This window comes from Streptomyces sp. cmx-4-9 (assembly GCF_046548835.1).
Lineage (GTDB): Bacteria > Actinomycetota > Actinomycetes > Streptomycetales > Streptomycetaceae > Streptomyces.
The window spans coordinates 1-26,470 of the sequence record NZ_JAEBEE010000002.1; the positions used below are offsets into that span (position 1 = coordinate 1).

Annotated in this window: 25 protein-coding genes, 1 rRNA gene and 1 riboswitch; of the genes, 18 read left to right on the forward strand and 8 right to left on the reverse strand. The window is 72.2% G+C overall.

The window, feature by feature from the left end:
* From rrf to ACLJTM_RS05895, 11 genes are all read left to right on the forward strand, one after another.
* Positions 1-114 (forward strand): 5S ribosomal RNA (gene rrf / locus ACLJTM_RS05845); the annotation flags it as partial.
* A 141-nt stretch (positions 115-255) separates the two neighbouring features.
* On the forward strand, positions 256-846 hold the full coding sequence (locus ACLJTM_RS05850; protein ID WP_411102299.1) for a CDP-alcohol phosphatidyltransferase family protein: 591 nt from the start codon (positions 256-258) through the stop codon (positions 844-846).
* A 99-nt stretch (positions 847-945) separates the two neighbouring features.
* Positions 946-3,441 (forward strand): sugar phosphate nucleotidyltransferase, encoded by a 2,496-nt coding sequence (locus ACLJTM_RS05855; protein WP_411102300.1) that lies wholly within the window; start codon positions 946-948, stop codon positions 3,439-3,441.
* Positions 3,442-3,551: 110 nt separating this feature from the next.
* The gene (locus tag ACLJTM_RS05860) at positions 3,552-4,454 is read left to right on the forward strand and encodes a DUF881 domain-containing protein (protein ID WP_411102301.1); all 903 of its coding nucleotides are present in this window, start codon (positions 3,552-3,554) and stop codon (positions 4,452-4,454) included.
* A complete protein-coding gene (locus ACLJTM_RS05865; protein ID WP_030158423.1) occupies positions 4,451-4,783 on the forward strand; it encodes a small basic family protein in 333 nt (110 codons plus the stop codon). Before ACLJTM_RS05860 ends, ACLJTM_RS05865 begins: the two co-directional genes overlap by 4 nt.
* Positions 4,784-4,788: 5 nt before the next feature.
* Positions 4,789-5,685, forward strand: a complete 897-nt coding sequence (locus ACLJTM_RS05870) for a DUF881 domain-containing protein (protein ID WP_411102302.1) — start codon at positions 4,789-4,791, stop codon at positions 5,683-5,685.
* Between the two features lie 130 nt (positions 5,686-5,815).
* Positions 5,816-6,712, forward strand: coding sequence for an FHA domain-containing protein (locus ACLJTM_RS05875; RefSeq protein ID WP_411102303.1), 897 nt, complete (start codon positions 5,816-5,818; stop codon positions 6,710-6,712).
* A 17-nt stretch (positions 6,713-6,729) separates the two neighbouring features.
* The gene (locus ACLJTM_RS05880; protein ID WP_411102304.1) at positions 6,730-7,512 is read left to right on the forward strand and encodes a MerR family transcriptional regulator; all 783 of its coding nucleotides are present in this window, start codon (positions 6,730-6,732) and stop codon (positions 7,510-7,512) included.
* Positions 7,513-7,575: 63 nt separating this feature from the next.
* Entirely contained in the window at positions 7,576-8,049 is a 474-nt protein-coding gene (locus ACLJTM_RS05885) for a bifunctional nuclease family protein (protein ID WP_007262890.1), read from the forward strand.
* Positions 8,050-8,230: 181 nt separating this feature from the next.
* Positions 8,231-8,869 carry a MerR family transcriptional regulator gene (locus ACLJTM_RS05890; RefSeq protein WP_411102305.1) on the forward strand — a complete coding sequence of 213 codons (639 nt, stop codon included), beginning with the start codon at positions 8,231-8,233 and terminating at the stop codon, positions 8,867-8,869.
* A 110-nt stretch (positions 8,870-8,979) separates the two neighbouring features.
* Positions 8,980-10,509 carry a DNA polymerase IV gene (locus ACLJTM_RS05895; RefSeq protein ID WP_411102306.1) on the forward strand — a complete coding sequence of 510 codons (1,530 nt, stop codon included), beginning with the start codon at positions 8,980-8,982 and terminating at the stop codon, positions 10,507-10,509.
* Here ACLJTM_RS05895 and ACLJTM_RS05900 read toward each other — a convergent pair.
* Entirely contained in the window at positions 10,506-10,895 is a 390-nt protein-coding gene (locus ACLJTM_RS05900; protein WP_411102307.1) for a PRC-barrel domain-containing protein, read from the reverse strand. The two genes, ACLJTM_RS05895 and ACLJTM_RS05900, sit on opposite strands and share 4 nt — an antisense overlap.
* 112 nt (positions 10,896-11,007) lie before the next feature.
* Positions 11,008-11,106: riboswitch (glycine riboswitch) on the forward strand.
* Between the two features lie 193 nt (positions 11,107-11,299).
* On the opposite strand from ACLJTM_RS05900, the gene gcvP reads away from it, so the two are divergent.
* Entirely contained in the window at positions 11,300-14,185 is a 2,886-nt protein-coding gene (gene gcvP / locus ACLJTM_RS05905; protein WP_411102308.1) for an aminomethyl-transferring glycine dehydrogenase, read from the forward strand.
* An 88-nt stretch (positions 14,186-14,273) separates the two neighbouring features.
* Here gcvP and ACLJTM_RS05910 read toward each other — a convergent pair whose 3' ends face one another.
* Together ACLJTM_RS05910 and ACLJTM_RS05915 are read right to left on the reverse strand one after the other, a co-directional pair.
* Positions 14,274-14,462 carry a DUF5999 family protein gene (locus ACLJTM_RS05910; RefSeq protein WP_411102309.1) on the reverse strand — a complete coding sequence of 63 codons (189 nt, stop codon included), beginning with the start codon at positions 14,460-14,462 and terminating at the stop codon, positions 14,274-14,276.
* Between the two features lie 261 nt (positions 14,463-14,723).
* Complete coding sequence (locus ACLJTM_RS05915) at positions 14,724-15,335, reverse strand: hypothetical protein (RefSeq protein ID WP_411102310.1); 612 nt, start codon at positions 15,333-15,335, stop codon at positions 14,724-14,726.
* A gap of 495 nt (positions 15,336-15,830) precedes the next feature.
* On the opposite strand from ACLJTM_RS05915, the gene ACLJTM_RS05920 reads away from it, so the two are divergent.
* Positions 15,831-17,366: a glutamate-cysteine ligase family protein gene (locus ACLJTM_RS05920; protein ID WP_411102311.1), complete on the forward strand. Its 1,536-nt coding sequence runs from the start codon at positions 15,831-15,833 to the stop codon at positions 17,364-17,366.
* Positions 17,367-17,484: 118 nt separating this feature from the next.
* Positions 17,485-18,294 carry a CPBP family intramembrane glutamic endopeptidase gene (locus ACLJTM_RS05925; protein ID WP_411102312.1) on the forward strand — a complete coding sequence of 270 codons (810 nt, stop codon included), beginning with the start codon at positions 17,485-17,487 and terminating at the stop codon, positions 18,292-18,294.
* A 53-nt stretch (positions 18,295-18,347) separates the two neighbouring features.
* Here ACLJTM_RS05925 and ACLJTM_RS05930 read toward each other — a convergent pair whose 3' ends face one another.
* Together ACLJTM_RS05930 and ACLJTM_RS05935 are read right to left on the reverse strand one after the other, a co-directional pair.
* Positions 18,348-19,169, reverse strand: a complete 822-nt coding sequence (locus ACLJTM_RS05930; RefSeq protein WP_411102313.1) for a PhzF family phenazine biosynthesis protein — start codon at positions 19,167-19,169, stop codon at positions 18,348-18,350.
* Between the two features lie 92 nt (positions 19,170-19,261).
* Entirely contained in the window at positions 19,262-19,642 is a 381-nt protein-coding gene (locus tag ACLJTM_RS05935; protein ID WP_411102314.1) for a VOC family protein, read from the reverse strand.
* 300 nt (positions 19,643-19,942) lie between these two features.
* Here ACLJTM_RS05935 and ACLJTM_RS05940 point away from each other — a divergent pair, with 300 nt between their 5' ends.
* Positions 19,943-20,572 (forward strand): PadR family transcriptional regulator, encoded by a 630-nt coding sequence (locus ACLJTM_RS05940; protein ID WP_411102315.1) that lies wholly within the window; start codon positions 19,943-19,945, stop codon positions 20,570-20,572.
* A 27-nt stretch (positions 20,573-20,599) separates the two neighbouring features.
* On the opposite strand, the gene ACLJTM_RS05945 is transcribed toward ACLJTM_RS05940, so the two are convergent.
* Entirely contained in the window at positions 20,600-21,028 is a 429-nt protein-coding gene (locus ACLJTM_RS05945) for an SRPBCC family protein (protein ID WP_411102316.1), read from the reverse strand.
* A 172-nt stretch (positions 21,029-21,200) separates the two neighbouring features.
* On the opposite strand from ACLJTM_RS05945, the gene ACLJTM_RS05950 reads away from it, so the two are divergent.
* Both ACLJTM_RS05950 and ACLJTM_RS05955 read left to right on the forward strand, forming a co-directional pair.
* Positions 21,201-22,160, forward strand: a complete 960-nt coding sequence (locus tag ACLJTM_RS05950; RefSeq protein WP_411102317.1) for an EamA family transporter — start codon at positions 21,201-21,203, stop codon at positions 22,158-22,160.
* Positions 22,161-22,388: 228 nt separating this feature from the next.
* On the forward strand, positions 22,389-23,369 hold the full coding sequence (locus ACLJTM_RS05955) for a DMT family transporter (protein WP_411102318.1): 981 nt from the start codon (positions 22,389-22,391) through the stop codon (positions 23,367-23,369).
* Here ACLJTM_RS05955 and ACLJTM_RS05960 read toward each other — a convergent pair.
* A complete protein-coding gene (locus tag ACLJTM_RS05960) occupies positions 23,351-24,055 on the reverse strand; it encodes a pyridoxamine 5'-phosphate oxidase family protein (RefSeq protein WP_411102319.1) in 705 nt (234 codons plus the stop codon). The two genes, ACLJTM_RS05955 and ACLJTM_RS05960, sit on opposite strands and share 19 nt — an antisense overlap.
* Before the next feature lie 37 nt (positions 24,056-24,092).
* Between ACLJTM_RS05960 and ACLJTM_RS05965 the strand changes: the two genes are divergently transcribed.
* Positions 24,093-25,427 (forward strand): aminotransferase class I/II-fold pyridoxal phosphate-dependent enzyme, encoded by a 1,335-nt coding sequence (locus ACLJTM_RS05965; protein ID WP_411102320.1) that lies wholly within the window; start codon positions 24,093-24,095, stop codon positions 25,425-25,427.
* On the opposite strand, the gene ACLJTM_RS05970 is transcribed toward ACLJTM_RS05965, so the two are convergent.
* A complete protein-coding gene (locus tag ACLJTM_RS05970) occupies positions 25,418-26,431 on the reverse strand; it encodes a DMT family transporter (RefSeq protein ID WP_411102321.1) in 1,014 nt (337 codons plus the stop codon). The two genes, ACLJTM_RS05965 and ACLJTM_RS05970, sit on opposite strands and share 10 nt — an antisense overlap.
* Positions 26,432-26,470 lie beyond the last annotated feature (39 nt).

The following is a 26,470-nucleotide window of genomic DNA, read 5'->3' on the forward strand; positions in this document are numbered from 1 at the left end:
GGTGGTCATAGCGTTAGGGAAACGCCCGGTTACATTCCGAACCCGGAAGCTAAGCCTTTCAGCGCCGATGGTACTGCAGGGGGGACCCTGTGGGAGAGTAGGACGCCGCCGAACAATCATTGTGGGATAGCCCCGCACCAGCCCTTCATGGGCACGGTGCGGGGCTTTTCTGCGTTCCGGTCACCTGTGCGGTCTCCTGTAGGGTCAGGGGGCACCGTTCGATGCTTTTTCTACCGTCACAGTGGAGGCCCCCGGGTGGAGGTCCAGGAGACTCGGGTTCAGACCGACCGAATTTTCACCATTCCGAACATCCTGAGCATGGCTCGCCTGGCCGGCGTACCCCTGTTCCTGTGGCTGATCCTGGCCGAGCACGACGGATGGGCCCTGGCGGTCCTGATGCTCAGCGGCATCAGCGACTACCTCGACGGGAAGCTTGCCCGGCGCTGGAATCAGATCAGCCGCCTCGGCCGGCTGCTGGACCCCGCCGCGGACCGGCTGTACATCCTCTCGACGCTCTTCGGCCTGACCTACCGCGATCTCCTGCCCCTGTGGCTCACCGGAGCCCTGCTGGCGCGGGAACTGATGCTGCTGGTCATGGTGTGGATCCTGCGGCGCCACGGGTATCCGCCGCCCCAGGTGAACTTCCTGGGCAAGGCCGCGACCTTCAACCTGATGTACGCATTCCCCTTGCTCCTGCTCAGTGACGGCACCGGTTGGTTGGCCTGGATGGGGTCAGTTTTCGGATGGGCGTTCGCTGTTTGGGGTACAACTCTGTATTGGTGGGCAGGAGTGCTGTACGTGGTTCAAGTCCGTCGTCTCGTGAAGGCGGACTCCACGGCCGATTGAGCGCGCTCGGCGCCGGATGACGCGGAGGAGTTGCGGAGTCACCGCCCCGGACGGGTGAGGTCGGCGAGATCGTCGTCTCTCAAGGAGGACTCTTCCGACATGAAGGCCGTCGTGATGGCCGGTGGCGAAGGCACGCGTCTTCGCCCCATGACCTCGAGCATGCCCAAGCCGCTCCTGCCGGTGGCCAACCGGCCGATCATGGAGCATGTGCTCAGGCTGCTCAAGCGGCATGGGCTCAATGAGACCGTGGTCACCGTGCAGTTCCTGGCGTCGCTCGTCAAGAACTACTTCGGTGACGGCGAGGAGCTCGGGATGGAGCTCACCTATGCCAATGAGGAGAAGCCACTCGGGACCGCCGGCAGCGTGAAGAACGCCGAGGAGGCCCTGAAGGACGACACCTTCCTCGTCATCTCCGGCGATGCGCTCACCGACTTCGACCTCACCGACCTCATCCGTTTCCACAAGGAGAAGGGCGGGCTCGTCACCGTCTGCCTGACCCGGGTTCCGAACCCCCTGGAGTTCGGCATCACCATCGTGGACGAGGAAGGCAAGGTCGAACGCTTCCTGGAGAAGCCGACCTGGGGGCAGGTCTTCTCGGACACCATCAACACCGGCATCTATGTGATGGAGCCGGAGATCTTCGACTACGTCGACGCCGACGTGTCCGTCGACTGGTCCGGTGACGTCTTCCCCCAGCTCATGAAGGAAGGCCGCCCGATCTACGGCTACGTCGCCGAGGGCTACTGGGAGGACGTGGGCACCCACGAGAGCTACGTCAAGGCGCAGGCCGACGTACTCGAGGGCAAGGTCCAGGTCGACATGGACGGCTTCGAGATCTCTCCCGGCGTATGGATCGCCGAGGGCGCCGAGGTCAGCCCGGACGCCGTCCTGCGGGGACCCCTCTACATCGGGGACTACGCGAAGGTCGAGGCCGGAACGGAGATCCGCGAGCACACGGTCATCGGGTCGAACGTCGTCGTCAAGAGCGGCGCCTTCCTGCACCGGGCCGTGATCCACGACAACGTCTACATCGGGCCGCACAGCAACCTGCGCGGCTGCGTCATCGGCAAGAACACCGACATCATGCGGGCCGCGCGGATCGAGGACGGAGCCGTCATCGGCGACGAGTGCCTCGTGGGAGAGGAGTCGATCGTCCAGGGCAACGTCCGCGTGTACCCGTTCAAGACCATCGAGGCCGGCGCTTTCGTCAACACCTCGGTCATCTGGGAGTCCCGCGGGCAGGCACACCTGTTCGGGGCGCGCGGGGTCACCGGCATCCTGAACGTGGAGATCACTCCCGAGCTGGTGGTGCGCCTCGCGGGCGCCTATGCGACGACCCTGAAGAAGGGGGCCATCGTCACCACCGCACGTGACCACTCCCGCGGTGCGAGAGCCCTCAAGAGGGCCGTGATCTCGGCCCTCCAGGCCAGTGCCATCGAGGTGCGGGACCTGGAGAACGTACCGCTGCCGGTGGCGCGGCAGCAGACCGCGCGGGGCAGCGCGGGCGGGATCATGCTGCGGACCTCGCCCGGCATCCCGGACTCCGTGGACATCATGTTCCTCGACGAGCGGGGCGCCGACCTGTCGCAAGCCGGGCAGCGCAAGCTGGACCGGGTCTACGCGCGCCAGGAGTACCGGCGCGCCTTCCCCGGCGAGATCGGCGACCTGTCCTTCCCCTCCAGCGTCTTCGACTCGTACACGGGCGCCCTGCTCCGGCAGGTCGACACCACCGGGATCGGCGACGCCGGCCTCAAGGTGGTCGTGGACGCCTCCAACGGCAGCGCCGGACTCGTCCTGCCCAGCCTGCTGGGCCGGCTCGGGGTGGACGCCCTGACGATCAACCCTGGTCTGGACGAGTCCCGTCCGACGGAGAGCATCGAATCCCGTCGCGCCGGGCTGGTACGGCTCGGGGAGATCGTCGCCTCGGCGCGCGCCGCCTTCGGCGTCCGGTTCGACCCGGTGGGAGAGCGCATCTCCCTGGTGGACGAGCGCGGGCGGATCATCGAGGACGACCGGGCGCTCTTGGTCATGCTCGACCTGGTCGCTGCCGAGAAGCGCAGCGGCAAGGTGGCCCTCCCGGTCACCACGACGCGGGTGGCCGAGCAGGTGGCCGCCTACCACGGCACCCAGGTGGAGTGGACGACGACCTCGCCCGACGACCTGACCCGTGTGGGCCGGGCGGACACCACGATCTTCGGTGGTGACGGCCGGGGCGGGTTCATCGTCCCGGAGTTCAGCAGCGTCTTCGACGGGTCCGCGGCCTTCGTGCAGCTCCTCGGCCTGGTGGCGCGGACCCAGCTCACCCTGAGCCAGATCGACGCCCGCATTCCGCGGGCGCACGTCCTCAAGCGGGACGTGCCCACGCCGTGGGCGGTCAAGGGCCTGGTCATGCGCAGCGTCGTGGAAGCCGCCGGCGACCGCCAGGTGGACACCACCGACGGAGTGCGGGTGGTCGAGGCGGACGGGCGCTGGGCGCTGGTCCTCCCTGACCCCGCCGAGGCGGTGACCCACCTGTGGGCCGAGGGGCCGGACGACACCTCGGCGCAGGCACTGCTCGACGAGTGGGCGGCCGTGGTGGACGGGGCGGGGAACTGACCGCCGGGTAGGAACGAGCGGAAACGTCGTCCTGCGGGCCGGGAGCGCACTGCGCGCCCCACGGCCCGCAGGACGACTGCATTCGGTGCGGACGGCGCCGACATGCGACGATGTGCGGCATGTCGCAGCCGACCCCCAACAGGAGTTCGGCGTCCCCGCCCGCGCGCCCGGACGCCTCCATGTCGCTGCTGACGCACGTGATGGACCACAGTCTCGACGAGGGGTACGCCGAGGCCTCCGCCCGCCGGGAAGCCGACGGCACGGCAGGCCTGCCGCGCAGCCTGAAGGCGAAACTGGGTCTCGCGGCCGGTCTCGTGCTCGCCGCGATGGTGGTCACGCTGGGCGCCGCCGAGGCGCGGTTCTCCGCCCCCGTGCTGGCCAAGGAGAGGCAGGAGCTGATCGACCGCGTGGAACGCGCCGACGGGCGCGCCACCGGTCTGGAACGGGACATCGAACGGCTGCGGGCGAACGTCGCGGACCGCCAGCGGGCCGCGCTGGAACAGCACGGCGGTGACCAGGGGCAGCTCGTGGGCCTGCTGTCCGGTGCCACCGAGGTCCGCGGACAGGGCGTGAAGCTCGTTGTGGACGACGCGAAGGGCGCGTCGGCCGCCGGCGGCGGTCCCCGGGAGAGCGCCGGGTTCTCCGACACCGGCCGGCTCCGGGACCGCGATATGCAGAAGATCGTCAACGGGCTCTGGCAGTCCGGCGCGGAAGCCGTCTCGATCAACGGGCAGCGGCTGACGGCGCTCTCGGCGATCAGAGCCGCGGGCGACGCCATACTGGTCGACAACAGGCCGCTGGTGCCCCCGTACGAAGTGCTGGCGATCGGGGACAAGAAGCGGCTCGGCACCGCTTTCCAGGACTCGGTGGACGGCCAGTACCTGCACGTCCTGCAGGAGAACTACGGAATCGGCTCCACCCTGACCGCGGCGGACGACCTGCGGCTGCCGGCCGCCTCCAGTCTGACCGTACGGACAGCCACAGCAGAAGAGCAGCAGAAGGGTGCATCGTGATCGCGGTACTGGGCCTCGTGGCCGGAGTGGTGGTCGGACTTCTGGTCCGGCCCGAGGTGCCGGCCGTGGTGGAGCCTTATCTGCCGATCGCCGTGGTGGCGGCGCTGGACGCGGTGTTCGGCGGCCTGCGCGCGATGCTCGACGGCATCTTCGTGGACAAGGTCTTCGTGGTGTCGTTCCTGTCGAACGTGGTCGTGGCCGCGCTGATCGTCTTCCTCGGCGACAAGCTGGGCGTGGGCTCGCAGCTGTCCACCGGCGTGGTCGTGGTCCTCGGCATCCGCATCTTCTCCAACGCCGCGGCGATCCGCCGCCACGTGTTCCGGGCGTGAGGCCGATGAGTACGAACGAAACCCCGCCCGAACCCTCCGCAGGACCCCTGGGACCTGCCGCGTCCGGTCACTCCGCGCCGCCCCCGGCGCCCGGGCCCCCGCCCCCGCCGCCCCCCACGCCGCCGGCGCCCCCCGGCGGACCGGCGCAGCCGCCGGACCCGGCCGGACCCGCCGAGCCCGGGCAGAGCGGCCGGCAGCGGCTCGCGGCCGGGCTGTGGCCGCCGCGGGTGAGCCGGGCGCAACTGATCGTGGCGCTGCTCCTGTTCGTCCTCGGGCTGGGGCTGGCCATCCAGGTGCGGTCCAACAGTGACGAGAGCGCCCTGCGCGGCGCCCGTCAGGAGGACCTCGTACGGATCCTGGACGAGCTCGACGGGCGCACCAAGCGCCTGGAGGACGAGAAGCAGCGGCTGGAAGACCAGCGCAGGGAACTGGAGAGCAGTTCCAACCAGGCCGAGGAGGCCCGCAAGCAGACCGTCGAGAAGGAGCGTCAACTCGGCATCCTGGCCGGTACGGTGGCAGCGCAGGGACCGGGCATCACCTTGAGGATCAGTGATCCCACGGGCCAGGTGCAGTCCGACCAGCTGCTGGACACCCTTCAGGAGCTGCGGGCGGCCGGAGCCGAGGCGATCCAGATCAACGGCGTGCGCATCGTGGCGGGCTCGTACTTCTCGGACGAGGACGGCGGGGTGGGCATCGACGGTAAGAAGATCACACAGCCCTATGAGTTCAAAGTGATCGGCAAGCCGCAGGACCTGGAACCCGCGCTCAACATCCCCGGCGGCGTCGTCCAGACGCTGGAGAAGGAGCAGGCCGCCGTCACCGTCACACGACCGGCGAAGATCGTCGTGGACGCCTTGCGGGTTGCGGAGCAGCCTGACTACGCTCGGTCGTCAACGCCGTGAGACGGGACGGAGCGCGGACCGGCTCACGTGGGCGGATGCCTGCGGGGGGTCGGCGCACGGAAGTCGCCGTGCGTGGTGGAAACTGTCTGGTGGTTACGGACGTTGTGAGGGTGTCCGGGTCGGCAGGTGTGTGCATGTGGAGTTCGTCCTGCCCCACGGGCGGGTCTATTTCGGTCAAGGGGAATCGCCCGTGAAGTTGTTTGAGAAGTTGTTCGGCAAGAAGAACCGCGAGGAAGGCGGCGCGGCACGTCACCGTGCCGGGCACGGTGACGTGGAAGGGCAGGGCGACCGGCCGCTCTTCCGCGACGAGGTCGCGGGCGCGGGCGAAGTTCCGGGCGGCCGCGGCGCGTCGTCTGTTGACCCTGCCGGTACCGGACGCATAGGTTTCGGGGAACCGTCAACCTCAAGTTCGGGTGGAGGGTTTGCCCCCGATCCGTATGCCACCAATGCCTCCGCGGGGCAGCCGCGGCGCGAGGAGCCGTCCATGTCGGCCGAGCAGATTTGCAGCAGGTGCGGGCACCGCAGCGACGCGGCGAGCCGGTTCTGCTCCAACTGCGGGGCGCCGCTGCGGGCGGGCCTGACGCCGGAGCGGGCCTCGGAGACCACGTCCACCATCTCGATCTCGGGCCTTGAGGCCTACGAGGCAGAGGTGTCGGGACAAGCGCACGCGTCGTCCTCGCTGTCCCCCGAGGCCCAGGCCGCGGTGGAGGCGCTGCCCCCCGGTTCCGCCCTGCTGATCGTGCGGCGCGGGCCCAACTCGGGCAGCCGCTTCCTGCTGGACGGCGAACTGACCACGGCAGGCCGGCACCCGCAGAGCGACATCTTCCTGGACGACGTCACCGTCTCCCGGCGCCATGTCGAATTCCGCAGGGGCCAGGAAGGCGGCTTCACCGTCTCCGACGTGGGCAGCCTCAACGGCACGTACGTGAACCGTGAGCCGATCGACTCGGTCGCCCTGCACAACGGCGACGAGGTGCAGATCGGCAAGTACCGGCTGGTCTTCTACGCGAGCCTGCGGGGCATCTGACCTGCAAGGAAGGCCCCATGCTGCGCACCCCGACCGGCGGTGCCCCGAAGAACGGCACCGCCGGTACCACCGGTCCGGCCGGGCGGCTGGTGAGCATCGGCACGGTGCTCACCGAGCTGCGTGACGAGTTCCCCGACGTCACCATCTCCAAAATCCGCTTCCTGGAGGCGGAGGGGCTCGTCGAGCCCCGGCGCACACCGTCCGGATACCGCAAGTTCAGTGCGGAGGACATCGAGCGGCTGGCGCGCATCCTGCGGCTGCAGCGCGACCACTACATGCCCCTGCGGGTCATCCGCGAGCAGCTCGACGCCCTGGAGCGCGGCGAGCAGATCCGCATCCCGTCGCCCGCGGGCCACCGGGAGGCCGGCGGCGCGTCCGACCCCGCCGGTCCGGCTGCCGTGTACGGCGCGGTGGGCCGCGAGCGGGCCACCGCGCCCCGGGTGGGCCGGGCGGAGCTGCTCGCCGCCGCGGAAGTGGACGAGGTGCAGCTGGCCGAGTGGGAGTCGTACGGGCTGCTGGCCGAGGACCCGGGTGGCGGATTCGACGCCGAGGCCGTCACGGTGGCCCGGCTCGTCGCGGATCTGGGGCGGTTCAACCTGGAGCCGCGGCACCTGCGGGCCATGAAGGCGGCCGCCGACCGGGAGGCCGGGCTGGTGGAGCAGGTCGTGAGGCCGCTGCGCAGGCACCGCAACCCGCAGACCAGGGCCCATGCCGAGGCCACGCTGAAGGAGCTCGCGGGGCTCTCCGTACGGCTGCACGAGGCGCTCGTCCAGACCGCTCTCGGCGTCCGGTTGCGCTGAGCGGGCTGGTCGCAGAGGGGCCCCGACTACCCAAACCTGCCGGGCAGGTCCTAGGGTTGCTGTGTGAACGAGCTCGACGTTGTGGGTGTCCGGGTGGAAATGCCCTCCAACCAACCGATCGTGCTCCTGCGTGAAGTGGGAGGCGATCGGTACCTCCCCATCTGGATCGGTCCAGGGGAGGCGACCGCCATTGCCTTCGCGCAGCAGGGCATGGCCCCTGCCCGCCCGCTGACGCACGACCTGTTCAAGGACGTGCTGGAGGCGGTCGGTGAGGAACTCACCGAGGTCCGCATCACGGATCTGCGGGAGGGTGTCTTCTATGCGGAGCTCGTCTTCGCCAGCGGGGTCGAGGTGAGCGCGCGGCCCTCCGACGCCATAGCGCTGGCCCTGCGGACGGGGACGCCGATCTACGGCAGTGACGGCGTGCTGGACGACGCCGGGATCGCCATTCCGGACGAGCAGGAGGACGAGGTGGAGAAGTTCCGCGAGTTCCTCGACCAGATCTCGCCGGAGGACTTCGGCACCGGCCCGCAGTGAGACACCGACCGCGTGGTCCCCGGAGCATGGTCAGCCCATTCGACTAGCCCTTCCCCGCGATGGGGTACGGGAAACCACTCTCAGGGTGATTATCACTCGGCGTGCCGAGTGTGGCGATCGTTGACGCACCCCTGGTGACTGCCTACCTTCGAGGTGGGCAGGTCAAGGACGGAGGGTCGGCGTGAGGATCACGGGCGACGGTACGACCGGGGGCACCCCCGCACGCAGTGGCGGTGGGCCGTACCCGTTGCACAGCACCGCGGCGGGTTCCTCGCGCCGCCAGCCGGACACGACGCCGGTCGGGCCGGCGGACGGCGAGCCGGCGCCGGAAGAGGTCGGCTACCGGGGACCGACCGCGTGCGCCGCGGCCGGGATCACCTACCGGCAACTGGACTACTGGGCGCGCACCGGACTGGTCGAGCCGAGTGTGCGGCCCGCCTACGGATCGGGCACGCAGCGCCTCTACAGCTTCCGGGACGTGGTGGTCCTCAAGATCGTCAAGCGCTTCCTGGACACCGGGGTGGCGCTGCAGAACATCCGGGCCGCCGTCCAGCACCTGCGCGAGCGCGGGTTCTGCGACCTTGAGCGCATGACGCTGATGAGCGACGGGGCCAGCGTCTACGAGTGCACCTCGCCCGACCAGGTGGTCAGCCTCCTCCAGGGCGGCCAGGGCGTCTTCGGCATCGCCGTGGGCGTCGTGTGGCGCGACGTGGAGAACGCCCTCTCGCAGCTGCACGGCGAGCGCGTGGACAGCGGTGAGACCGTGGTCGGGCACAATCCCGCGGACGAGCTGGCGGCCCGCCGCAACCGCGCGGGCTGAACCCGCGGCAGACGGCGGGCGGCCCCGGGGCGGCCCGCCGGCGGCGCCTTCGGCCGCGCGGGCCTGCGGGCTTGGGCCGCAATGTCAGTGCGGTAGGGCAGCATCGGGGCGTGAGAGCCGCGCCGACCATCCTGCACCTGGACATGGACGCCTTCTACGCCGCCGTCGAGCAGGCGTCGAAGCCGAGCCTGCGGGGCAAGGCGGTCATCGTGGGCGGTCTGGGACCGCGCGGGGTCGTCGCCACCGCCTCGTACGAGGCCCGGCGCTTCGGGGTCCATTCGGCGATGCCCATGGCCCAGGCCCGGCGGCTCTGCCCGAACGGCGCGTGCCTGATCCCGCGCTTCAGCCTGTACCGCGAGGTCAGCGAACTGGTCATGGGCCTGCTGCGGGAGCTCTCGCCGTTGGTGGAGCCGCTCAGTCTGGACGAGGCCTTCGTGGACCTGGAGGCCGGTGGCACGGCCTTCGACGCGGCCGGGGCCCGCGCCACGGGCGAGAGGCTGCGGGCCGACATCCGGGCCGCCACCGGCCTCAGCGGGTCGGTAGGGCTGGCGGGGTCCAAGATGCTGGCCAAGGTCGCCTCCGAGGAGGCCAAGCCCGACGGGCTGCTGCTGATCGAACCGGGCACGGAGCGGGCGCTGCTCGCGCCGATGACCGTACGGACCCTGCCCGGCGTGGGACCGGCGACGGGGGAGCACCTGCGGCGGGCCGGCATCACCACGGTGGGGGAGCTGGCCGAGGCCGGTGAGGACGAGCTGGTCCGGATGCTGGGGCGGGCGCACGGGGTGGGGCTCCACCGGATGGCGCTGGGCCGCGACGACCGGCCCGTGGTGGCCGAGCGGGACGCGAAGTCGGTGTCGGTGGAGGACACCTTCGACGTGGACCTGCACGACCGGGTCCGGATCCGGGGCGAGGTGCAGCGGCTCGCCGACCGCTGCGTGCAGCGGCTGCGCGCCTCCGGGCACTCCGGGCGCACCATCGTGCTGAAGGTGCGCCGGTACGACTTCTCGACGCTGACCCGCTCGGAGACGCTGCGGGGGCCCACGGACGACCCCGGGGTGGTCCGGGAGGCCGCCGCGCGCCTCCTGGAGGCGGTGGACACCACGGGCGGGGTGCGGCTGCTGGGGGTCGGCGTCACGGGACTGGCGGACTACACCCAGGAGGACCTGTTCGCGCAGGCCCTCACCGCCGAGCCGGCGGAGGCCTCTGCGACGGCGCGTACGGCCGAGCCGGACGGGCCGGCCGGTGCGCGCGGGACGGACGCAGGCTCGGAGGCCGGCCGGGCGGCCGCGGAGGCCCAGGGGGCCGCGGAGCCGCCTCGGGAGCCGGGGGCGGGGTCCGCGGCCTCCGCGTCCGGAGCGGCCGCGGAGGCGCCTGCCGAGCCTCCTGCCGAGCGGCGCTGGGCGGCCGGCAGCGACGTACGGCACACCGTGTACGGGCCGGGGTGGGTGCAGGGCAGCGGGGTCGGGCGGGTGACGGTGCGGTTCGAGCAGCCCGGCTCGCCGGTCGGCCGCGTGCGGACCTTCCGGGTGGACGACCCGGAGCTGGAGCCGTCCGCACCGCTGCCCCTGGTGGGCGAGGTCGTGGAGGGGCCCGCCGGGGAGGCGGGCCGGGACCGGCAGGATCCGGACGGGGCGGCTTAGCCCTCCCCGCCGGCCAGGCGGCCGAATCCGCGGTCGGGGCCGGTGGCGGGCGGGTGGCGGAACTCGCCCGGCAGGGTCACGTCCAGGCCGTAGTGGTGGTAGAGCTGGAGCTCCTGTTCGGGGGAGAGGTGGCGGCCGACGCCGAAGTCGGGGGCGTCCTTGATCAGCGAGCGCTCGAAGGGGACGTGGAGGCTGTCGCCGACCAGTTCGCTCGGCTCCAGGGGGACGAAGGCGTCCCGGCCGAACAGGCCGGTCCGGACGGCGGCCCACTCGGGGGCGCCGGTGGCATCGTCGAGGTAGACCTCGTCCACGGTGCCGATCTTGGTGCCATTGCGGTCGAACGCCTTGCGGCCGATCAGGCTGCGCGGATCGATGTCGGTCTGCACGGTCCCTCCAATTGGTCGCAACTGCTCCGTAATGACTACAGAAGGGCATATTCGAAGCTGAGGCCACTCGGGGAGGGCCCGGATCCTCGCTGGTAGGCTGGGTGGCGGCTGTCGACCCTGTGCGGGAGAGTCCTCCGAGTGAGTACGACGGAGGCGCCGAAGGAGCAAATCCTCCCCGGAATCTCTCAGGCATACGTACCGCACGGACGAGGCCACTCTGGAAAGCAGGGGAGACACCGGGCGCAGTGCCGGTGCCTCTCCTCACCGACGGTGAAAGCCGGATCTCTCGGGCGACCCCCGCGAGGCCCGGTGAAGCTCTCAGGTTGAGATGACAGAGGGGGAGGCCGTCCGGGTGCCCGCGCCGTGGTGCCCCTCGCAGGTCATACGACCAGGAGGCCTCCGTCATGACCGCCAACCGCATTCCGCTCTCCCAGCTGGAGCGAGGCATCCCCTTCGAGCAGCGCCACATCGGCCCGGATGCCGAGGCGCAGGCCAAGATGCTCGCCCACGTGGGCTACGGCTCCCTGGACGAGCTCACCGCCGCCGCGGTCCCGGATGTGATCAAGACCGCCGAGGCGCTGAACCTGCCCGAGGCGCGGACCGAGGCGGAGGTACTGGCCGAGCTGCGCTCCCTCGCCGACCGCAACCAGGTCCTGACCTCGATGATCGGGCTGGGCTACCACGGCACCTTCACGCCGCCGGTGATCCTGCGCAACGTCATGGAGAACCCGGCCTGGTACACGGCGTACACGCCCTACCAGCCGGAGATCTCGCAGGGCCGCCTGGAGGCGCTGCTGAACTTCCAGACCGTGGTCGCCGACCTGACCGGCCTGCCGACCTCCGGCGCCTCCCTGCTCGACGAGGGCACCGCGGCGGCGGAGGCCATGACCCTGGCGCGCCGCGTGGGCAAGGCCAAGGGCAACGTCTTCCTGGTCGACGCCGACGCCCTCCCGCAGACCATTGCCGTCATCGAGACCCGCGCCGAGCCGCTCGGCATCGACATCGTCGTCGCGGACCTCTCCGAGGGCATCCCGGCCGAGATCGCCGAGCGCGGCGTGTACGGCGTGCTGCTCCAGTACCCGGGTGCCTCCGGGGCGGTCCGGGAGATCAAGCCGGTCATCGAGCAGGCGCACGGGCTCGGCGCGATCGTCGCCGTCTCGGCCGACCTGCTGGCCCTGACCCTGCTGACCTCCCCGGGTGAGCTCGGCGCGGACATCGCGGTCGGCACGACCCAGCGGTTCGGCGTCCCGATGGGCTTCGGCGGCCCGCACGCCGGCTACATGGCCGTCCAGGCCAAGCACGCCCGCTCGCTGCCCGGCCGCCTCGTCGGCGTCTCCGTGGACGCGGACGGCAACAAGGCCTACCGGCTGGCCCTGCAGACCCGCGAGCAGCACATCCGCCGCGAGAAGGCCACCAGCAACATCTGCACCGCGCAGGTGCTGCTGGCCGTCATGGCCGCGATGTACGCCGTGTACCACGGCCCGGACGGCCTGCGCACGATCGCCCGCCGCACCCACCGCTACGCGGCCCTGCTGGCCGCGGGCCTGCAGGCCGGCGGGGTCGAGATCGTGCACGGCTCCTACTTCGACACGGTCACCGCCCGGGTTCCGGGGCGGGCCGCCGAGGTCGTCGCCGCCGCCCGCGAGGGCGGGATCAACCTGCACCAGGTGGACGCCGACCTGGTGTCCGTCTCGTGCGACGAGACCACCCTGCGCGCCCATGTCGAGGGCGTGTGGACGGCCTTCGGCGTGACCGCCGACATCGAGGCGCTCGACGCCGCGACGGCCGACGCCCTGCCCGAGGGCCTGCTGCGCTCGGACGAGTACCTGACGCACCCGGTCTTCCACCAGCACCGCAGCGAGACCGCGATGCTGCGCTACCTGCGCAAGCTCTCGGACAAGGACTACGCGCTGGACCGCGGCATGATCCCGCTGGGCTCCTGCACCATGAAGCTCAACGCGACCACCGAGATGGAGCCGGTCACCTGGCCCGAGTTCGGCCAGCTGCACCCGTTCGCCCCGGTCGAGCAGGCCGAGGGGTACCTCACGCTCATCACCGAGCTGGAGGAACGTCTCTGCGAGGTCACCGGCTACGACAAGGTCTCCATCCAGCCCAACGCCGGCTCCCAGGGCGAGCTCGCCGGGCTGCTGGCCGTCCGCGCCTACCACCGCGCCAACGGCGACGAGCAGCGCACCGTCTGCCTCATCCCGTCCTCCGCGCACGGCACCAACGCCGCCAGCGCCGTCATGGCCGGCATGAAGGTCGTCGTCGTCAAGACCGCCGACGACGGCGAGGTGGACGCGGCCGACCTGCGTGCCAAGATCGAGCAGTACCGCGACCAGCTCGCGGTCCTGATGATCACCTACCCCTCCACCCACGGGGTGTTCGAGGAGCACGTCGCCGACATCTGCGCCCAGGTGCACGAGGCCGGCGGCCAGGTCTACGTCGACGGCGCCAACCTCAACGCCCTGGTGGGCCTGGCCAAGCCGGGCCACTTCGGCGGCGACGTCTCGCACCTGAACCTGCACAAGACCTTCTGCATCCCGCACGGCGGCGGCGGCCCGGGCGTCGGCCCGGTCGGTGTCCGGGCGCACCTCGCCCCGTACCTGCCGAACCACCCGCTCCAGCCGACGGCCGGCCCGGAGACGGGCGTCGGTCCGATCTCGGCCGCCCCCTGGGGTTCGGCGGGCATCCTGCCCATCTCCTGGTCGTACGTGCGCCTGATGGGCGGCGAGGGCCTCAAGCGCGCCACCCAGGTGGCCGTGCTCGGCGCCAACTACATCGCCAAGCGCCTGGAGCCCCACTACCCGGTGCTCTACACCGGCCCCGGCAACCTGGTCGCCCACGAGTGCATCATCGACCTGCGCCCGCTGACGAAGACCACGGGCGTGAGCGTGGACGACATCGCCAAGCGGCTGATCGACTACGGCTTCCACGCCCCGACGATGTCCTTCCCCGTCGCGGGAACGCTGATGATCGAGCCCACCGAGTCCGAGGACCTCGGCGAGATCGACCGGTTCTGCGACGCGATGATCGCCATCCGCGCCGAGATCGAGCGGGTGGCGGGCGGCGAATGGCCCGCGCAGGACAACCCGCTGGCCAACTCCCCGCACACCGCCGCCGCGCTGGGCGGCGAGTGGAACCACGCGTACACCCGTGAAGAGGCCGTCTTCCCGGGCGGGGTCACGCCGGCCGAGAAGTACTGGCCGCCGGTCCGCCGCATCGACGGCGCGTTCGGCGACCGCAACCTGGTGTGCTCCTGCCCGCCGCTGGACGAGTACGACAACTGACCGCAGCGCGTGCGCGAAGGGGCCGGCCCGGGAGACTCCTCTCCCGGGCCGGCCCCTTCTCGCGTCCGTCCGGTACTGCTCCCCGCTGTTACGCCACCGCGAGCGGGCGGTGCGGGGCGATGATCTTGCCGTCCGGCAGCAGCTCACCGGTGTCCTCGAAGAGCAGGACGCCGTTGCACAGCAGGCTCCAGCCCTGTTCCGGGTGGTTGGCCACCGGAAGCGCTGCCTCCCGGTCGGCTGAGTCGGCTGACGGGCAGGCTGGCTGGTGCTGGCACATGGATGCGTTCTTTCGCTGCGGTGTGGTCTGCGTGCTACGGCTCGATGCGTGGTTCATGGCCGTCCCCCTGGGTCATCCCCGCACCCGCGGGGAGCTTGTCATCAGTGTTCCCCCACGACAGCCGCTTCGCAGGTATTTCCCGGCAGCTGTCCTCATACAGTGATGACGCATCACCCGTGCGGGCGGTTCAGGCCAACTCCCCTGTCATTTTGGGTGGTTCGCGAGTGGTCAGTGTGGACTAGGCCGAATGGGTCAGGCGGGTCAGGCTGCGGGCGCGGCCACCGTGGGAGGCGGCGCGGGGGTGAGCCGGTGCGTCAGTACGGGCAGCAGTTCGGAGACCAGGTGCGGCCGGTACGCGGCGATCCCGGGCGGCGCCGGAGCCAGCGGGATCAGCAGGTCCTCGCCGGCGGGCAGGCCGGCGGAGGCGTCGGCGCCCACCGCCCCGTGCAGCCACAGCGTCAGCATGTACAGCTCCGGCACGGACAGCAGCCGCGGCTGGTAGCTCTTGCCGAGCGACTCCGCCTGGTGCAGGGCGCGTTCCGTCGCCGCCACGTAGGGGCCCTCGAAGAAGTGGGAGAACGCCCATCCGTCCGGGGTCAGCCGGGTGTCGGCCGCGGCGACGTGGCGGTCCCCGCTGCGGATCAGGAACCGCCAGCCCGTCAGCCGGGTGCGCGGCGGCCGGCCCGCCGCGGCGAGGCTCGACGGCTGCAGCCGATCCAGTACGTGGACGGGCAGCGGGAGTTCGGCGGTCAGCGGGCCCTGGATCGCGCGCAGGGCCGGAGTGTGCGCCTCGTGGACGGCGGTGGGGGATCCGAGTGCCGCGAGGACGCTGCGCAGGGCGGGTGCGGGAGCCGGGGGGACATGCAGCGGCATGGTGGGTCGCCTCTCACTTGGGAGACCGTGGGAACGGGGGCAGGTGCGGACGGCGCTGTCGCATTCTGGGGCCAGAGGGGGGCTGAGGGGCAATGGCCGCGCGCCAACTCTCTGCCTCGTCAGCGGAGTTTATACGACACGTGTTCACGCAATGTTTCGGCTAGCTGTCCCGGCTATTGCCGACAAGGCGCTTACCGGTCCCGCTGTCACGGGATTCGTGCCGTACGGGCCGGAAGTCACGGTCCTGACCTGGGAGGCTACCGGAAAGGGGCTCGGCTGGAAAGCGCCTGTTATCGGAAACAGGCAAAGTCGCCGGGGAATGTGCAGAGAGCGAGTTGCCACGTGAATGTGCCGAAGCGCCGTTCGGCCAAACCGGCGCGCGCTCCCGGCCGCACGCGCCCCCGCCGCGTTATGGATCACTGCGCCGGGGCATCATCGACCGTAACGCGCGCCTGGGTGCACTGGGCCAGGCCCACTCGAGGGAGGGACGCTTCGATGGGGGAGAAGGTCGTGGCGGGCGGATTCGACCTGTCCGATCGGCAGCGGTATCGAAGGAAGCTTCACGAGTGCCTGGAGGGGCTGGAGCGACTTTTGGCGGAGAAGAGGTTCGATCGTCCCAAGAACATGATGGGGCTGGAGATAGAACTGAATCTCGCGGGTGCCGACGGGATGCCGAGAATGGTGAATGCACAGGTCCTGGAACGGATTGCGAGCCCCGATTTCCAGACTGAACTCGGAATGTTCAACCTGGAGGTCAACGTCCTTCCGCACCGGCTCGGCGGACGGGTATTCGACCAGCTCGCGGAAGAACTCAGCACGGGCCTCGCCTATGCCCACCGGCAGGCCTCGGAGATCGACGCGGGGGTGGTGATGATCGGCATCCTGCCCACGATCTCCCGCGAGGACCTCGTCACCGCGAACCTCTCCGCCGTGGACCGTTACTCGCTGCTGAACGAACAGATCCTGATGATGCGCGGAGAGGACTTCCGGCTCGACATCGACGGGGTGGAACGGCTCGTCTGGACCTCGGGGTCCATCGTGCCGGAGGCCGCCTGCACCTCCGTGCAACTGCACCTCCAGGTCACCCCGGCCCGGTTCTGCGACGTGTGGAACGCGGCGCAGGCGGTGGCTGCCGTACAGGTGGCCGTCGGCGCCAACTCGCCCTTCCTGTTCGGGCGGGAGCTGTGGCGGGAGTCGCGGCCACCCCTGTTCACGCAGGCCACCGACACCCGGCCGCCCGAACTCCAGGCGCAGGGGGTGCGGCCGCGCACCTGGTTCGGGGAGCGCTGGGTGGACTCCCCGTACGAGCTGTTCGCGGAGAACGTGCGCTACTTCCCGGCCCTGCTGCCGATCTGCGACGAGGAGGAGCCGCTGCGGGTGCTCGCGGAGGGCGGGGTGCCGAACCTCCAGGAACTGGTGCTGCACAACGGCACCGTCTACCGGTGGAACCGGCCGGTGTACGGGGTCGCCGACGGGGTGCCGCACCTGCGCGTGGAGAACCGGGTGCTGCCCGCCGGGCCGACCGTCGCCGACGTGGTCGCCAATGCCGCGTTCTACTACGGCCTCGTGCGCACCCTCGCCGACGAGCCGCGGCCCGTCTGGGGCCGGCTGCCGTTCGCCGAGGCGGAGGCCAACTTCGACGCGGCCTGCCGGTACGGGATCGACGCGCGGCTGCGCTGGCCGCGTCGTGGCCGCGCCGGGGGACTGGCGAGCGTGCCCGCCGTACGGCTGGTCCAGGACGAACTGCTGCCCATGGCCGCCGCCGGGCTGGACGCGTGGGGCATCGAGCCCGCCGACCGGGACTACTACCTCGGGATCATCGGGGAGCGCTGCCGGCGCCGGGTGAACGGGGCGACCTGGCAGGTGGACACCTACCACCGGGCGCTCGCGGCGGGCCTGGACCGGGAGCCGGCGCTGGCCGCGGTGACCCGGCGGTACAGCGAGCTGATGCACCGGGGCGAGCCGGTGCACACCTGGCCCGTGGGGCTCGCCGAGGAGGAGGTGGACACCGCCGTGTCCGCCGGGCGCTGAGCCCGGGCCGCCGCCGGCTCCCGGCGCGAGCACCCCCCTGACGCGAGGAGGAGGCAGTATGGGGTGATCGCGAACAGGCCGTCGCGGTCAGCGGGCGACGGCGGGACAGGAGTCGGACGTGCGGGCGGAGCCGGAACCGGTGGTGGCGGGGCTGGACGGGGACGGGCTGCGCCCGGGGCGTGCGGTCCTGCGCACCGAGACGCTGCTCGTGCTGGCGCTGTCGCTGGGCGCGAGCGGCGTCTCGGCGCTCATCAGCTTCATCGGCTCCCTCACCAAGCCGGGCGGGCTCAAGGACCAGGCCGCCACCCTCAACGGCTCGTACGCACCCGGCCGCCCCTGGCTGGACCTGGCCTGGCAGCTGTTCGGGATCGCGAGCGCGCTGGTCCCCGTCCTGCTCGTGGCGCACCTGCTGACCCGCGAGGGCGCACCGGGCCTGCGGGTGCTGGGCTTCGACCGCACCCGGCCGCTGGGCGACCTGGGGCGCGGCGCGCTGGTCGCGGCCGGGATCGGGAGCGCGGGCCTGGCGTTCTACCTCGGGGCGCGGGCCGCCGGCTTCAACCTGACGGTGGTGCCGGAGGCGCTGCCCGACGTGTGGTGGAAGTTCCCCGTGCTGATCCTCTCCGCGGTGCAGAACTCCGTGGTGGAGGAGGTCATCGTGCTGGCGTACCTGCTGCGCCGGCTCGACCAGCTGGGCTGGTCCCCGACGGCCGCGCTGCTGGCCAGCTCCGTGCTGCGCGGCTCCTACCACCTCTACCAGGGCATCGGCGGGTTCATCGGGAACATGGTGATGGGCGCCGTCTTCGTCCTGGCCTACCGCCGGTGGGGCCGGGTGGGGCCGCTCGTCGTGGCGCACGCGCTGCTCGACATCGTGGCCTTCGGCGGGTACGCGCTGCTGGCGGGCAAGGTGGGCTGGCTGCCGACCCCGTGACGGGGCGGACGCGGGGGCGGTGCGCACCGCCCCGGCACGCCCCCGGCGTCGCCTCACGGAGAGCTGAGGAGCTCCCCGTCGAGCACGGTGACCGCGTGTCCGGTCAGCAGGGTGCGGGCCCCCGCCAGGGTGACCCGCACGAGGCCCCTGCGGGCCCCGCCCTGGAGGCCCGTCAGCTCCGTACGGCCCAGGCGGGCGGCCCAGAACGGGGCGAGGGCGGTGTGCGCGCTGCCGGTGACCGGGTCCTCGTCGATCCCGAAGGCCGGGAAGAAGCCGCGTGAGACGAAGTCGTAGCCGCGGGAGGGGTCCTCGGCGGGGGCGGTGACGATCACCCCGCGCTTGGCGAAGCTGCGCAGGGCGGTGTGATCCGGGGCCAGCTCGTGGACGGTCCTCTCGTCGGCGAGCTCGATCACGAGGTCGCCGACGTGCGCCGCGGTGTCGTGCACGGAGAGGATCGGAGCGCCGCCGAGCGCGTGGTCCACGGCTCCGGGCGCGTCCACCGGGGTCAGCGAGGACGTCGGGAAGTCCAGGGTGATGCTGCCGTCCCCGGCGGTCTCGGCGGTGAGGATCCCGCAGCGCGCGGTGAACCGGATCAGGCCCTCGGCCAGCCCGCCCGCGGCCAGGACGTGCGCGGTCGCCAGGGTGGCGTGACCGCACATGTCGACCTCGGCGGCCGGGGTGAACCAGCGCAGCGCCCAGTCGGCCTCCCCGCCGGGCGGCAGGGGGTGGGCGAAGGCGGTCTCCGAGAGGTTCATCTCGGCCGCGACCTGCTGGAGCCAGGCGTCCGGCGGGAACCCGCTCTCCAGGAGCAGGACCGCGGCGGGGTTGCCGTGGAAGGGCCGGTCGGTGAAGGCGTCGACGATTCGGATGCGCATGGCTCGACGTTAGGACGCCCGGCCGACCCCTGACAAAGGCCGATCGGCCCCTCTCCGGGAGGATTCCGGGCTCCGGCCGGCCGGGCGCGGGCTCACAGGGCCGCGAGGCGGGTCCTGAGCAGGCAGAACTCGTTGCCCTCAGGGTCGGCGAGGACGTGCCAGGTGGCCTCGGCGGGCTGGCCGATGTCGACGGGTTCCGCCCCGGCGGCCAGCAGGCGTTCGAGTTCGGCGTCCTGATCGCGGTCGGTGGCGTTGACGTCGAGGTGCAGCCGGGTGCTGCCGGCCTTCGGTGCGTCGTCGCGGATCAGGAAGATCGTCGGCTGCGGGCCGCCGAACCCCTCGCGCGGACCGATCTCGATGCAGCCCTCCGCCTCCCGGCCGAGCTCGACGAAGTCCAGCACCTCGCACCAGAACCGGGCCAGGACCTCGGGGTCCCGGCACTTGAGCACGATCTCGCTGATACGGCACGCCATCGAAGGACCTGCTTTCCGTGGGAGGACCGCCCGGCAGCCGCACGCTTGGCGGGTGGCGGCCCGGCAGCGGGAGCCGTGGCGACGGTACCGGGCGGGGGGCGCGGAGGCGAAGGGATTTCGGACTGCCCGCACGGGTCCCCGAGCGCGGCAGGGCCGGTGCGGCGCTCTGTTCGAGGATCGGTCCCGCCGGCCGTTCGGTGAAGAGTTTCCGATATATCGTTGACGCATCGCGATGGGTCAGTGATAGTGGAGGAGTCGGACAACCGACATGACATGACAAATGATGGAAGGAGCGCAGCCATGCGTTCACACGGACAGCACGAACAGCACGGCCACGACCACGGGCACGAGCGGGGCCGGGGGCACGGGCATTGCGGGCCGGACCGCCGGGAGGAGTTCAGGGGGTTGCGCGGCGCCTTCGGTCCGTTCGGCCCGCCCTTCGGCGGCGGCCCCTTCGGCGGGCGCGGCGGACGCGGCGGGCCGCGGGGCCGGGCGCGGCGCGGTGACGTGCGCGCCTCGATCCTGGCGCTGCTCACCGACCGGCCGATGCACGGCTACGAGATGATCCAGGAGATCGGCGAGCGCAGCGGCGGGGCCTGGCAGCCCAGCCCCGGGTCGGTGTACCCGACGCTCCAGCTCCTGGAGGACGAGGGGCTGATCACCAGCGAGAGCGAGGGCGGCAAGAAGCTGTTCACGCTCACCGACGCCGGCCGCAGCGAGGCCGGCTCGGGCCCCGAGGCCCCCTGGGCCGAGGCCGGGCGCGGTATCGACTTCGAGGCGATGAACGAGATCCGGACGGCCGGGTTCGGCCTGATGGAGGCCTTCGGGCAGGTCTGGAAGACCGGCTCCGCCGAGCAGCGGGACAAGGCCGTCGCGGTCATCAACGACGCCCGCAAGAAGCTCTACCTGATCCTGGCCGACGAGCACTGACCGCCCCGCACGTACGGGGCGGGAAGGTCAGGCGACCAGGCCGGCCAGCTTGCGCAGGGACTCGTTCAGGGCCGCGCTCGCCGAGTCCTTGAGCTTTCCGGCCATCAGGGAGACCGCGGCCCCCGTGAACTCCCCGTCGATGCGGACGGTGGTGGCCCCGCCGTCGGGGATCAGGGTGTAGCGCGTGAGCACCGCCACGCCCATCGGGCCCTTGCCGGTGATCGCGAAGAGGCGCTCGTCCTCCAGCTCCGAGACGGTCCACAGCACCTCGGCGGGGAAGCCCATCATCTTCATGTTCTCCGCGAAGGTCGCGCCGACCGCCAGGTGCTCCGGACCGCCCTTCGGGAAGTTCGTGTGGGTCATGCTCCACCGGCCGTAGGAGTCCCAGTCCGTCAGCTGGGCCCAGAGCTCCGCGGCGGGCGCCTCGATGCGTGATTCCGCGGTGACTTCGGCCATGCGACCACCCCTTCTCGTCGGGCTACGTGCGGCGGAAGGTAGCCCCGGCGGGCGGAACATTCAATACTGACGACCCGTCAGAAATAGCCTTGGCCGACACGGCCCGGCGGGGAGCCGTCTCAACAGGCGTCTGGTCGCGGACGGTGCTGACCGATCCTGTCATGATGGCCCGATGCAAGCGTCAGGGAAGAACGCCGGACTGGGCCTCGCCCTCGTCTCGGCGTGTGCGTTCGGTGGTTCCGGGGTGGCGGCGAAGCCGCTGATCGAGGCGGGTCTGGACCCCCTCCACGTGGTGTGGCTGCGGGTGGCCGGGGCGGCGCTCGTGCTGTCCCCGCTGGCCTGGCGACACCGTGGTCTGCTGCGCCGCAAACCCGCCCTGCTGGCGGGCTTCGGGCTGATCGCTGTCGCAGGCGTCCAGGCCTTCTACTTCGCCTCCCTGTCCCGGATCCCGGTCGGCGTGGCCCTGCTGCTGGAATACCTGGGGCCGGCCCTGCTCCTCGGCTGGATCCGCTTCGTGCAGCGCAAGCCGGTGACCCGCGCGGCAGCGGCCGGAGCCGCGGTGGCCGTCGTGGGCCTGGCCTGTGTGGTCGAGGTGTGGAGCGGACTGAGCCTGGACCCGCTCGGAGTGCTGCTCGGCATCGCCGCCGCCTGTTGCCAGGCCTTCTACTTCATCCTGGCCGACCAGGGCGCGGAGGGGGACGAAGCCCCGGACCCGCTGGGCGTGATCGCGTACGGGATGCTCGTCGGAGCCCTGGTGATGACGGTCGTGGCCCGGCCCTGGGAGATGGACTGGGGCGTTCTCGGCGGGACGGCGGCCCTCGGGGACACCGCAGTGCCTGCGGTGGTGCTCCTCGGCTGGGTGGTGCTCGTCGCCACCGTCTTCGCCTACCTGACCGGCGTGGTCTCGGTGCGCAGGCTCTCCCCGCAGGTCGCGGGCGTGGTGGCCTGCCTGGAGGCGGTCGTCGCGACGGTGCTGGCCTGGGTGCTGCTCGGGGAGCACCTCGCGGCCTGGCAGGTCGCGGGCGGGGCCCTGGTGCTGACCGGAGCCTTCGTGGCGCAGTCGCTGCGGCCCACCCCGCCGGCCGCGGCCGATCCGGCGGTACCGGACCCGCAGACCACCGGCGTCCGCTGACCGCGGACAACCGGCGCTGACGGGGGACCCCGGGGTGCCTGGCGCGGGCGGCGCGGCAGCCCGTAGGGTGGCGGCCATGCAGACGACCGTGCTTCCGCCTCCCGCCGCCTAGGCGGGCGGCGCCCTCACCACCGAACCACCCGGCCCGGGCTGTTCCCGGGCGGGTGCGCGCTGCCCGCGAAGAGATGACCTGTTCCTCTCATCCTTCACGCATGCGCGGAGAACCACGTGTCGAACCATTCGCCCGCTGCCGGGCGCAGTCTGCTGTACCTCGTCGTCGCCGGAGCTGCCTGGGGCACCGCCGGGGCGGCGGCCTCCCTCCTTTTCCTGGCCAGTGACCTCGGTCCGCTCGCCCTGTCCTTCTGGCGGTGCGCGGGCGGGCTCGCGGTGCTGCTGGGGGTGCTCGCCGTACGCCGGCGGCCCGTCCCGGCGCCCGCCCGCCCCTCCGCCCGCTCGCTGATCGCGACGGGGCTGCTGTTCACCCTGTTCCAAGCCGCCTACTTCGGCGCGGTCCGCGAGACGGGGCTCGCCGTCGGCACCGTGGTCACCCTCGGGGCCGGGCCGGTGCTGATCGCGGTCGGGGCCCGGTACTGGATGGGCGAACGCCTCGGCCGGGGCGGGACCGCCGCCGTCCTGGGGGCGCTGGCCGGGCTCGGCGTCCTGGTGCTCGGCAGCGGGGCGGGCGAGGTGCGCCCGCTCGGGGTCGGCTGGGCCCTGCTGTCCGCCGCCGGGTACGCCGCGATGACGCTGCGGGCCCGGTGGCTCGGGCAGCGCGGAGCGGGCGGGGACGCGCTGGTCACCACCGCCTGGTCGGTCGGGGTCGGCGCGGTGTGCCTGCTGCCGCTGGCCGCGCTGGAGGGGATCCTGCCGCACACCGCCGCGCCCGGCCGGGTGTTGTGGCTGCTCGTGTACGTCGCCGTCGTGCCGACGGCCCTGGCGTACGCGCTGTACTTCACCGGCGCTGCCGCCGTGCGGGCCGCGACGGTCTCCGTGATCATGCTGATCGAGCCGGTGAGCGCGGCCGCCATCGCCGTCCTGCTGCTCGGGGAGCGGCTGACCGGCGCGGTGGTGCTGGGCACCGTCCTGCTGCTGACGGCGGTGGGGGCCCTGATCGGGGCGGAGTCGCGCCGTCCGGCCGCCGGGCCGGCCGGCGCTCCCGCCGTCGGGCCCGCCGCCGCGCCGCAGGCGCCTCAGAGCGCCGCGAGGTAGTCCGGGACGGGGATGCCGGGGGTCAGGTCCGCGGCGGGCTCGGGGGTCCCGTACGCCGGGGCCACCGGGACCACGCCCGCCCAGTAGGGCAGGGTCAGGTCCTCGGCGTCGTCGTTCGGACCGCCCGTCCGCACCTTCGCGGACACCTCCGCCAGGTCCAGGCGGATCACCGCGGTGGCCGCCAGCTCCTTGGCGTCGGCGGGCCGGGAGTCCGCGGAGCGGCCGGGCACGACCTGGTCCACCAGGGCGTCGAGGGCCAGGCGGCGCTCCGCCTCGTCGGTGACCTGGTAGGCGGTGCCGTGGACGACCACCGAGCGGTAGTTCAGCGAGTGGTGGAAGGCCGAACGGGCCAGCACCAGCCCGTCGACGTGGGTCACCGTCACGCACACGGGCAGCCCCGGATCGGTGGTGCGGGCGGCGAGCAGCGGCCGCGAGCCGGTGGAGCCGTGCAGGTACAGGGTCTCGCCGACCCCTCCGAACAGCGTGGGCAGGACCACCGGGGCGCCGTCGCGGAGGAAGCCGAGGTGGCAGAGGTACGCCTGGTCGAGTATCGAGTGCACCGTCTCACGGTCGTACCGGGCCCGTTCGCGGGAACGGCTCGGGACCGTGCGGACGGTGGGCTCGTAGCGGCCGGTCGGTTCGGCGGCCGGCCCGGTGGTCTGCTCGGCGGCGGGAGTGGTGGCCATGAGGTCGGCTCCGTTGTACTAGTGCATAATGGGCTTTGTGCTAGAAGATTATAGGATCGTGGGGCGGCGCGCATCGGATATCGCCGCCAGTGTCGAGACGGGCGTCGGCTCCGGTGCGCTCGCGCCCGGCACGCTGCTGCCGCCGATGCGGGAACTGGCCGGCGCGCTCGGGGTCAACCCGAACACCGTGGCCGCCGCATACCGGACCCTGCGCGAGCGCGGGGTGATCGAGACGGACGGGCGGCGCGGCAGCCGCGTCCGCGCCCGTCCGTCGAGCACGCCCCGGGACGCGCTGCGCACGGCGGTGCCCGCCGGCGTACGGGACATCAGCGCGGGCAACCCCGACGCCGCGCTGCTCCCCTCACTGGACGGGGCGCTGGCCGCCGCTGCCCGGCGGTACGCGCAGGCGCCCACCCTCTACGGAGAGGACCCGCTCGCCCCCGACCTGGCACGGCTCGCCCGGGCCGGCTTCGACGCGGACGGGGTGCCGGCCGGCCCGATGGCGCTCACCTCCGGCGCCCTCGACGGCATCGAGCGGGTGCTGTCCGTGCACCTGCGGCCCGGGGACGCGGTGGCGGTCGAGGACCCCGGGTGGAGCAGCGTGCTGGACCTGGTCCCGGCCCTGGGGCTGCGCATCCTGCCGGTCGCGGTGGACGACGAGGGCCCGGTGGCCGACGCCGTGGCGCGGGCGCTGGCGGACGGGGCGCGGGCCCTCGTGGTGACCTCGCGGGCCCAGAACCCGACCGGGGCGGCGGTGAGCGCGGCGCGGGCGCGGGAGCTGCGCGAGGTGCTCGCCGGGTACCCCGGGGTCCTGCTGGTCGAGGACGACCACGGCCACGGCTTCGTGGACCTGCCGCTGAAGACGCTGGCCGGGGCGACCCGGAACTGGGTGCACATCCGCTCCACCGCGAAGACGTACGGGCCCGACCTGCGGCTGGCGGTCCTGACCGGCGACGAGGTGACGCTGGACCGGGTGCGCGGACGGCAGCGGCTGGGCCCGGGATGGGTGAGCCGCCTCCTGCAGTACGCGGTGGTCGAGCTGTGGGCCTCGGGCGCGGTGGACCGGGCCGCGGTGGCCCGTGCCTACGGGGAGCGGCGCGACGGGCTGGTCGGGGCCCTGCGGGAGCGGGGGGTGCGGGCGTACGGCCGCAGTGGGATGAACGTGTGGGTGCCCGTCACCGACGAGACGGGGGTGGTGACCCGGTTGCTGGCCGCGGGCTGGGCCGTCGCCGCGGGGACCCGCTTCCGCGTCGGGACGGGTCCCGGCGTGCGCTTGACGGTGTCACAGGTGGCGCCCTCCGAGATCGCCGGCTTGGCGGACGCTCTCGCCGCGGCGGTCCGCCCGGGCCTGACGGGCGTGCGCTACGACTGAGCGCGCATCCCCCGGGGGCCGGCCCGGCGGGCGGGCCGGGTCTGGGTGAGGGCGGCCCCGGCCAGGACGATCGCGGCGCCGACCGGGGTGTTCCAGTGCAGCTGCTCACCGAGGACGAGGACACCCGCCGCGGTGGCGATGACCGGGATGAAGTAGGTGACCATCTGGGCGGTGGTCGGCCCGACCTCCGTCACCAGGCGGTACTGCATCTGCAGGGCCATCCCGGTGCCGAGGGCGCCGAGCGCCACGACCGACAGCGTCGGCCACAGCGGGAAGGCGGCCGGGGCAGAGGTGAACAGGGCGCTGACGAGGGCGAGCTGGAGGGTGGAGACCAGCAGCTGGGCGCCGGTCAGCGCCGCCGGGGAGCCGGGGACCGCGGCCAGGGTGCGGCGGACGTAGATCCAGCCGATGGGGTAGCAGAGCGCCGCCAGCAGGGCGAGCGCGGTGCCCCCGGCGTCGATGCCGGCGAAGCCCTGCCAGGCCCCGAGGACCGTCAGCACCCCGAGGAAGCCCAGCCCGAGCCCTGCGAACCGGCGCCGCGTCGGCCGGTCCTCGGACAGGGCGACCAGTGACAGGGCCATGCCCCAGAGCGGGGAGGTGGCGTTGCAGATCCCGGCGAGACCGGAGGGGATGCTCAGCTCCGCGTAGGCGAAGAGGGAAAACGGGGCGGTGTTCAGCAGCAGCGCCGCCACCGCGAGGTGCCCCCAGGTGCGCAGGCCCCGGGGGAGCGGTTCTCGCCGTACGAGCAGCACGCCGAGGAGGGCGAGGGCGCCGAAGAAAACCCGCCCCAGGGCCACCTGGAACGGTGCGTACGCCTCCGTACCTGCCTTGATCAGCAGGAAGCTGAAGCCCCAGATCACCGACAGGACGGCGAAGCGGACGCGCCAGTCCAGCCCTCGACTCCGGCGCCCCGTGCCGGCGGCTGCCGGGGCGGGGGCGGCCGGGACCGCGCCGGGCGCGGCGGGGGAGGGGAGGGGCGGCCGGGGTGCGGCGGGTGCGCTCATGGCTTTACTGTGCGCGCATCAACTTCGTAGGACAAGCGA

Excerpts from the sequence above, each read along its gene's own strand:
- ACLJTM_RS05855 (WP_411102300.1), top strand. The coding sequence starts at position 946 with ATGAAGGCCGTCGTGATGGCCGGTGGCGAAGGCACGCGTCTTCGCCCC.
- ACLJTM_RS05860 (WP_411102301.1), top strand. The coding sequence starts at position 3,552 with ATGTGCGGCATGTCGCAGCCGACCCCCAACAGGAGTTCGGCGTCCCCG.
- ACLJTM_RS05870 (WP_411102302.1), top strand. The coding sequence starts at position 4,789 with ATGAGTACGAACGAAACCCCGCCCGAACCCTCCGCAGGACCCCTGGGA.
- ACLJTM_RS05880 (WP_411102304.1), top strand. The coding sequence starts at position 6,730 with ATGCTGCGCACCCCGACCGGCGGTGCCCCGAAGAACGGCACCGCCGGT.
- gcvP (WP_411102308.1), top strand. The coding sequence starts at position 11,300 with ATGACCGCCAACCGCATTCCGCTCTCCCAGCTGGAGCGAGGCATCCCC.
- ACLJTM_RS05910 (WP_411102309.1), bottom strand. The coding sequence starts at position 14,462 with ATGTGCCAGCACCAGCCAGCCTGCCCGTCAGCCGACTCAGCCGACCGG.
- ACLJTM_RS05915 (WP_411102310.1), bottom strand. The coding sequence starts at position 15,335 with ATGCCGCTGCATGTCCCCCCGGCTCCCGCACCCGCCCTGCGCAGCGTC.
- ACLJTM_RS05920 (WP_411102311.1), top strand. The coding sequence starts at position 15,831 with ATGGGGGAGAAGGTCGTGGCGGGCGGATTCGACCTGTCCGATCGGCAG.
- ACLJTM_RS05930 (WP_411102313.1), bottom strand. The coding sequence starts at position 19,169 with ATGCGCATCCGAATCGTCGACGCCTTCACCGACCGGCCCTTCCACGGC.
- ACLJTM_RS05935 (WP_411102314.1), bottom strand. The coding sequence starts at position 19,642 with ATGGCGTGCCGTATCAGCGAGATCGTGCTCAAGTGCCGGGACCCCGAG.
- ACLJTM_RS05940 (WP_411102315.1), top strand. The coding sequence starts at position 19,943 with ATGCGTTCACACGGACAGCACGAACAGCACGGCCACGACCACGGGCAC.
- ACLJTM_RS05945 (WP_411102316.1), bottom strand. The coding sequence starts at position 21,028 with ATGGCCGAAGTCACCGCGGAATCACGCATCGAGGCGCCCGCCGCGGAG.
- ACLJTM_RS05950 (WP_411102317.1), top strand. The coding sequence starts at position 21,201 with ATGCAAGCGTCAGGGAAGAACGCCGGACTGGGCCTCGCCCTCGTCTCG.
- ACLJTM_RS05960 (WP_411102319.1), bottom strand. The coding sequence starts at position 24,055 with ATGGCCACCACTCCCGCCGCCGAGCAGACCACCGGGCCGGCCGCCGAA.
- ACLJTM_RS05970 (WP_411102321.1), bottom strand. The coding sequence starts at position 26,431 with ATGAGCGCACCCGCCGCACCCCGGCCGCCCCTCCCCTCCCCCGCCGCG.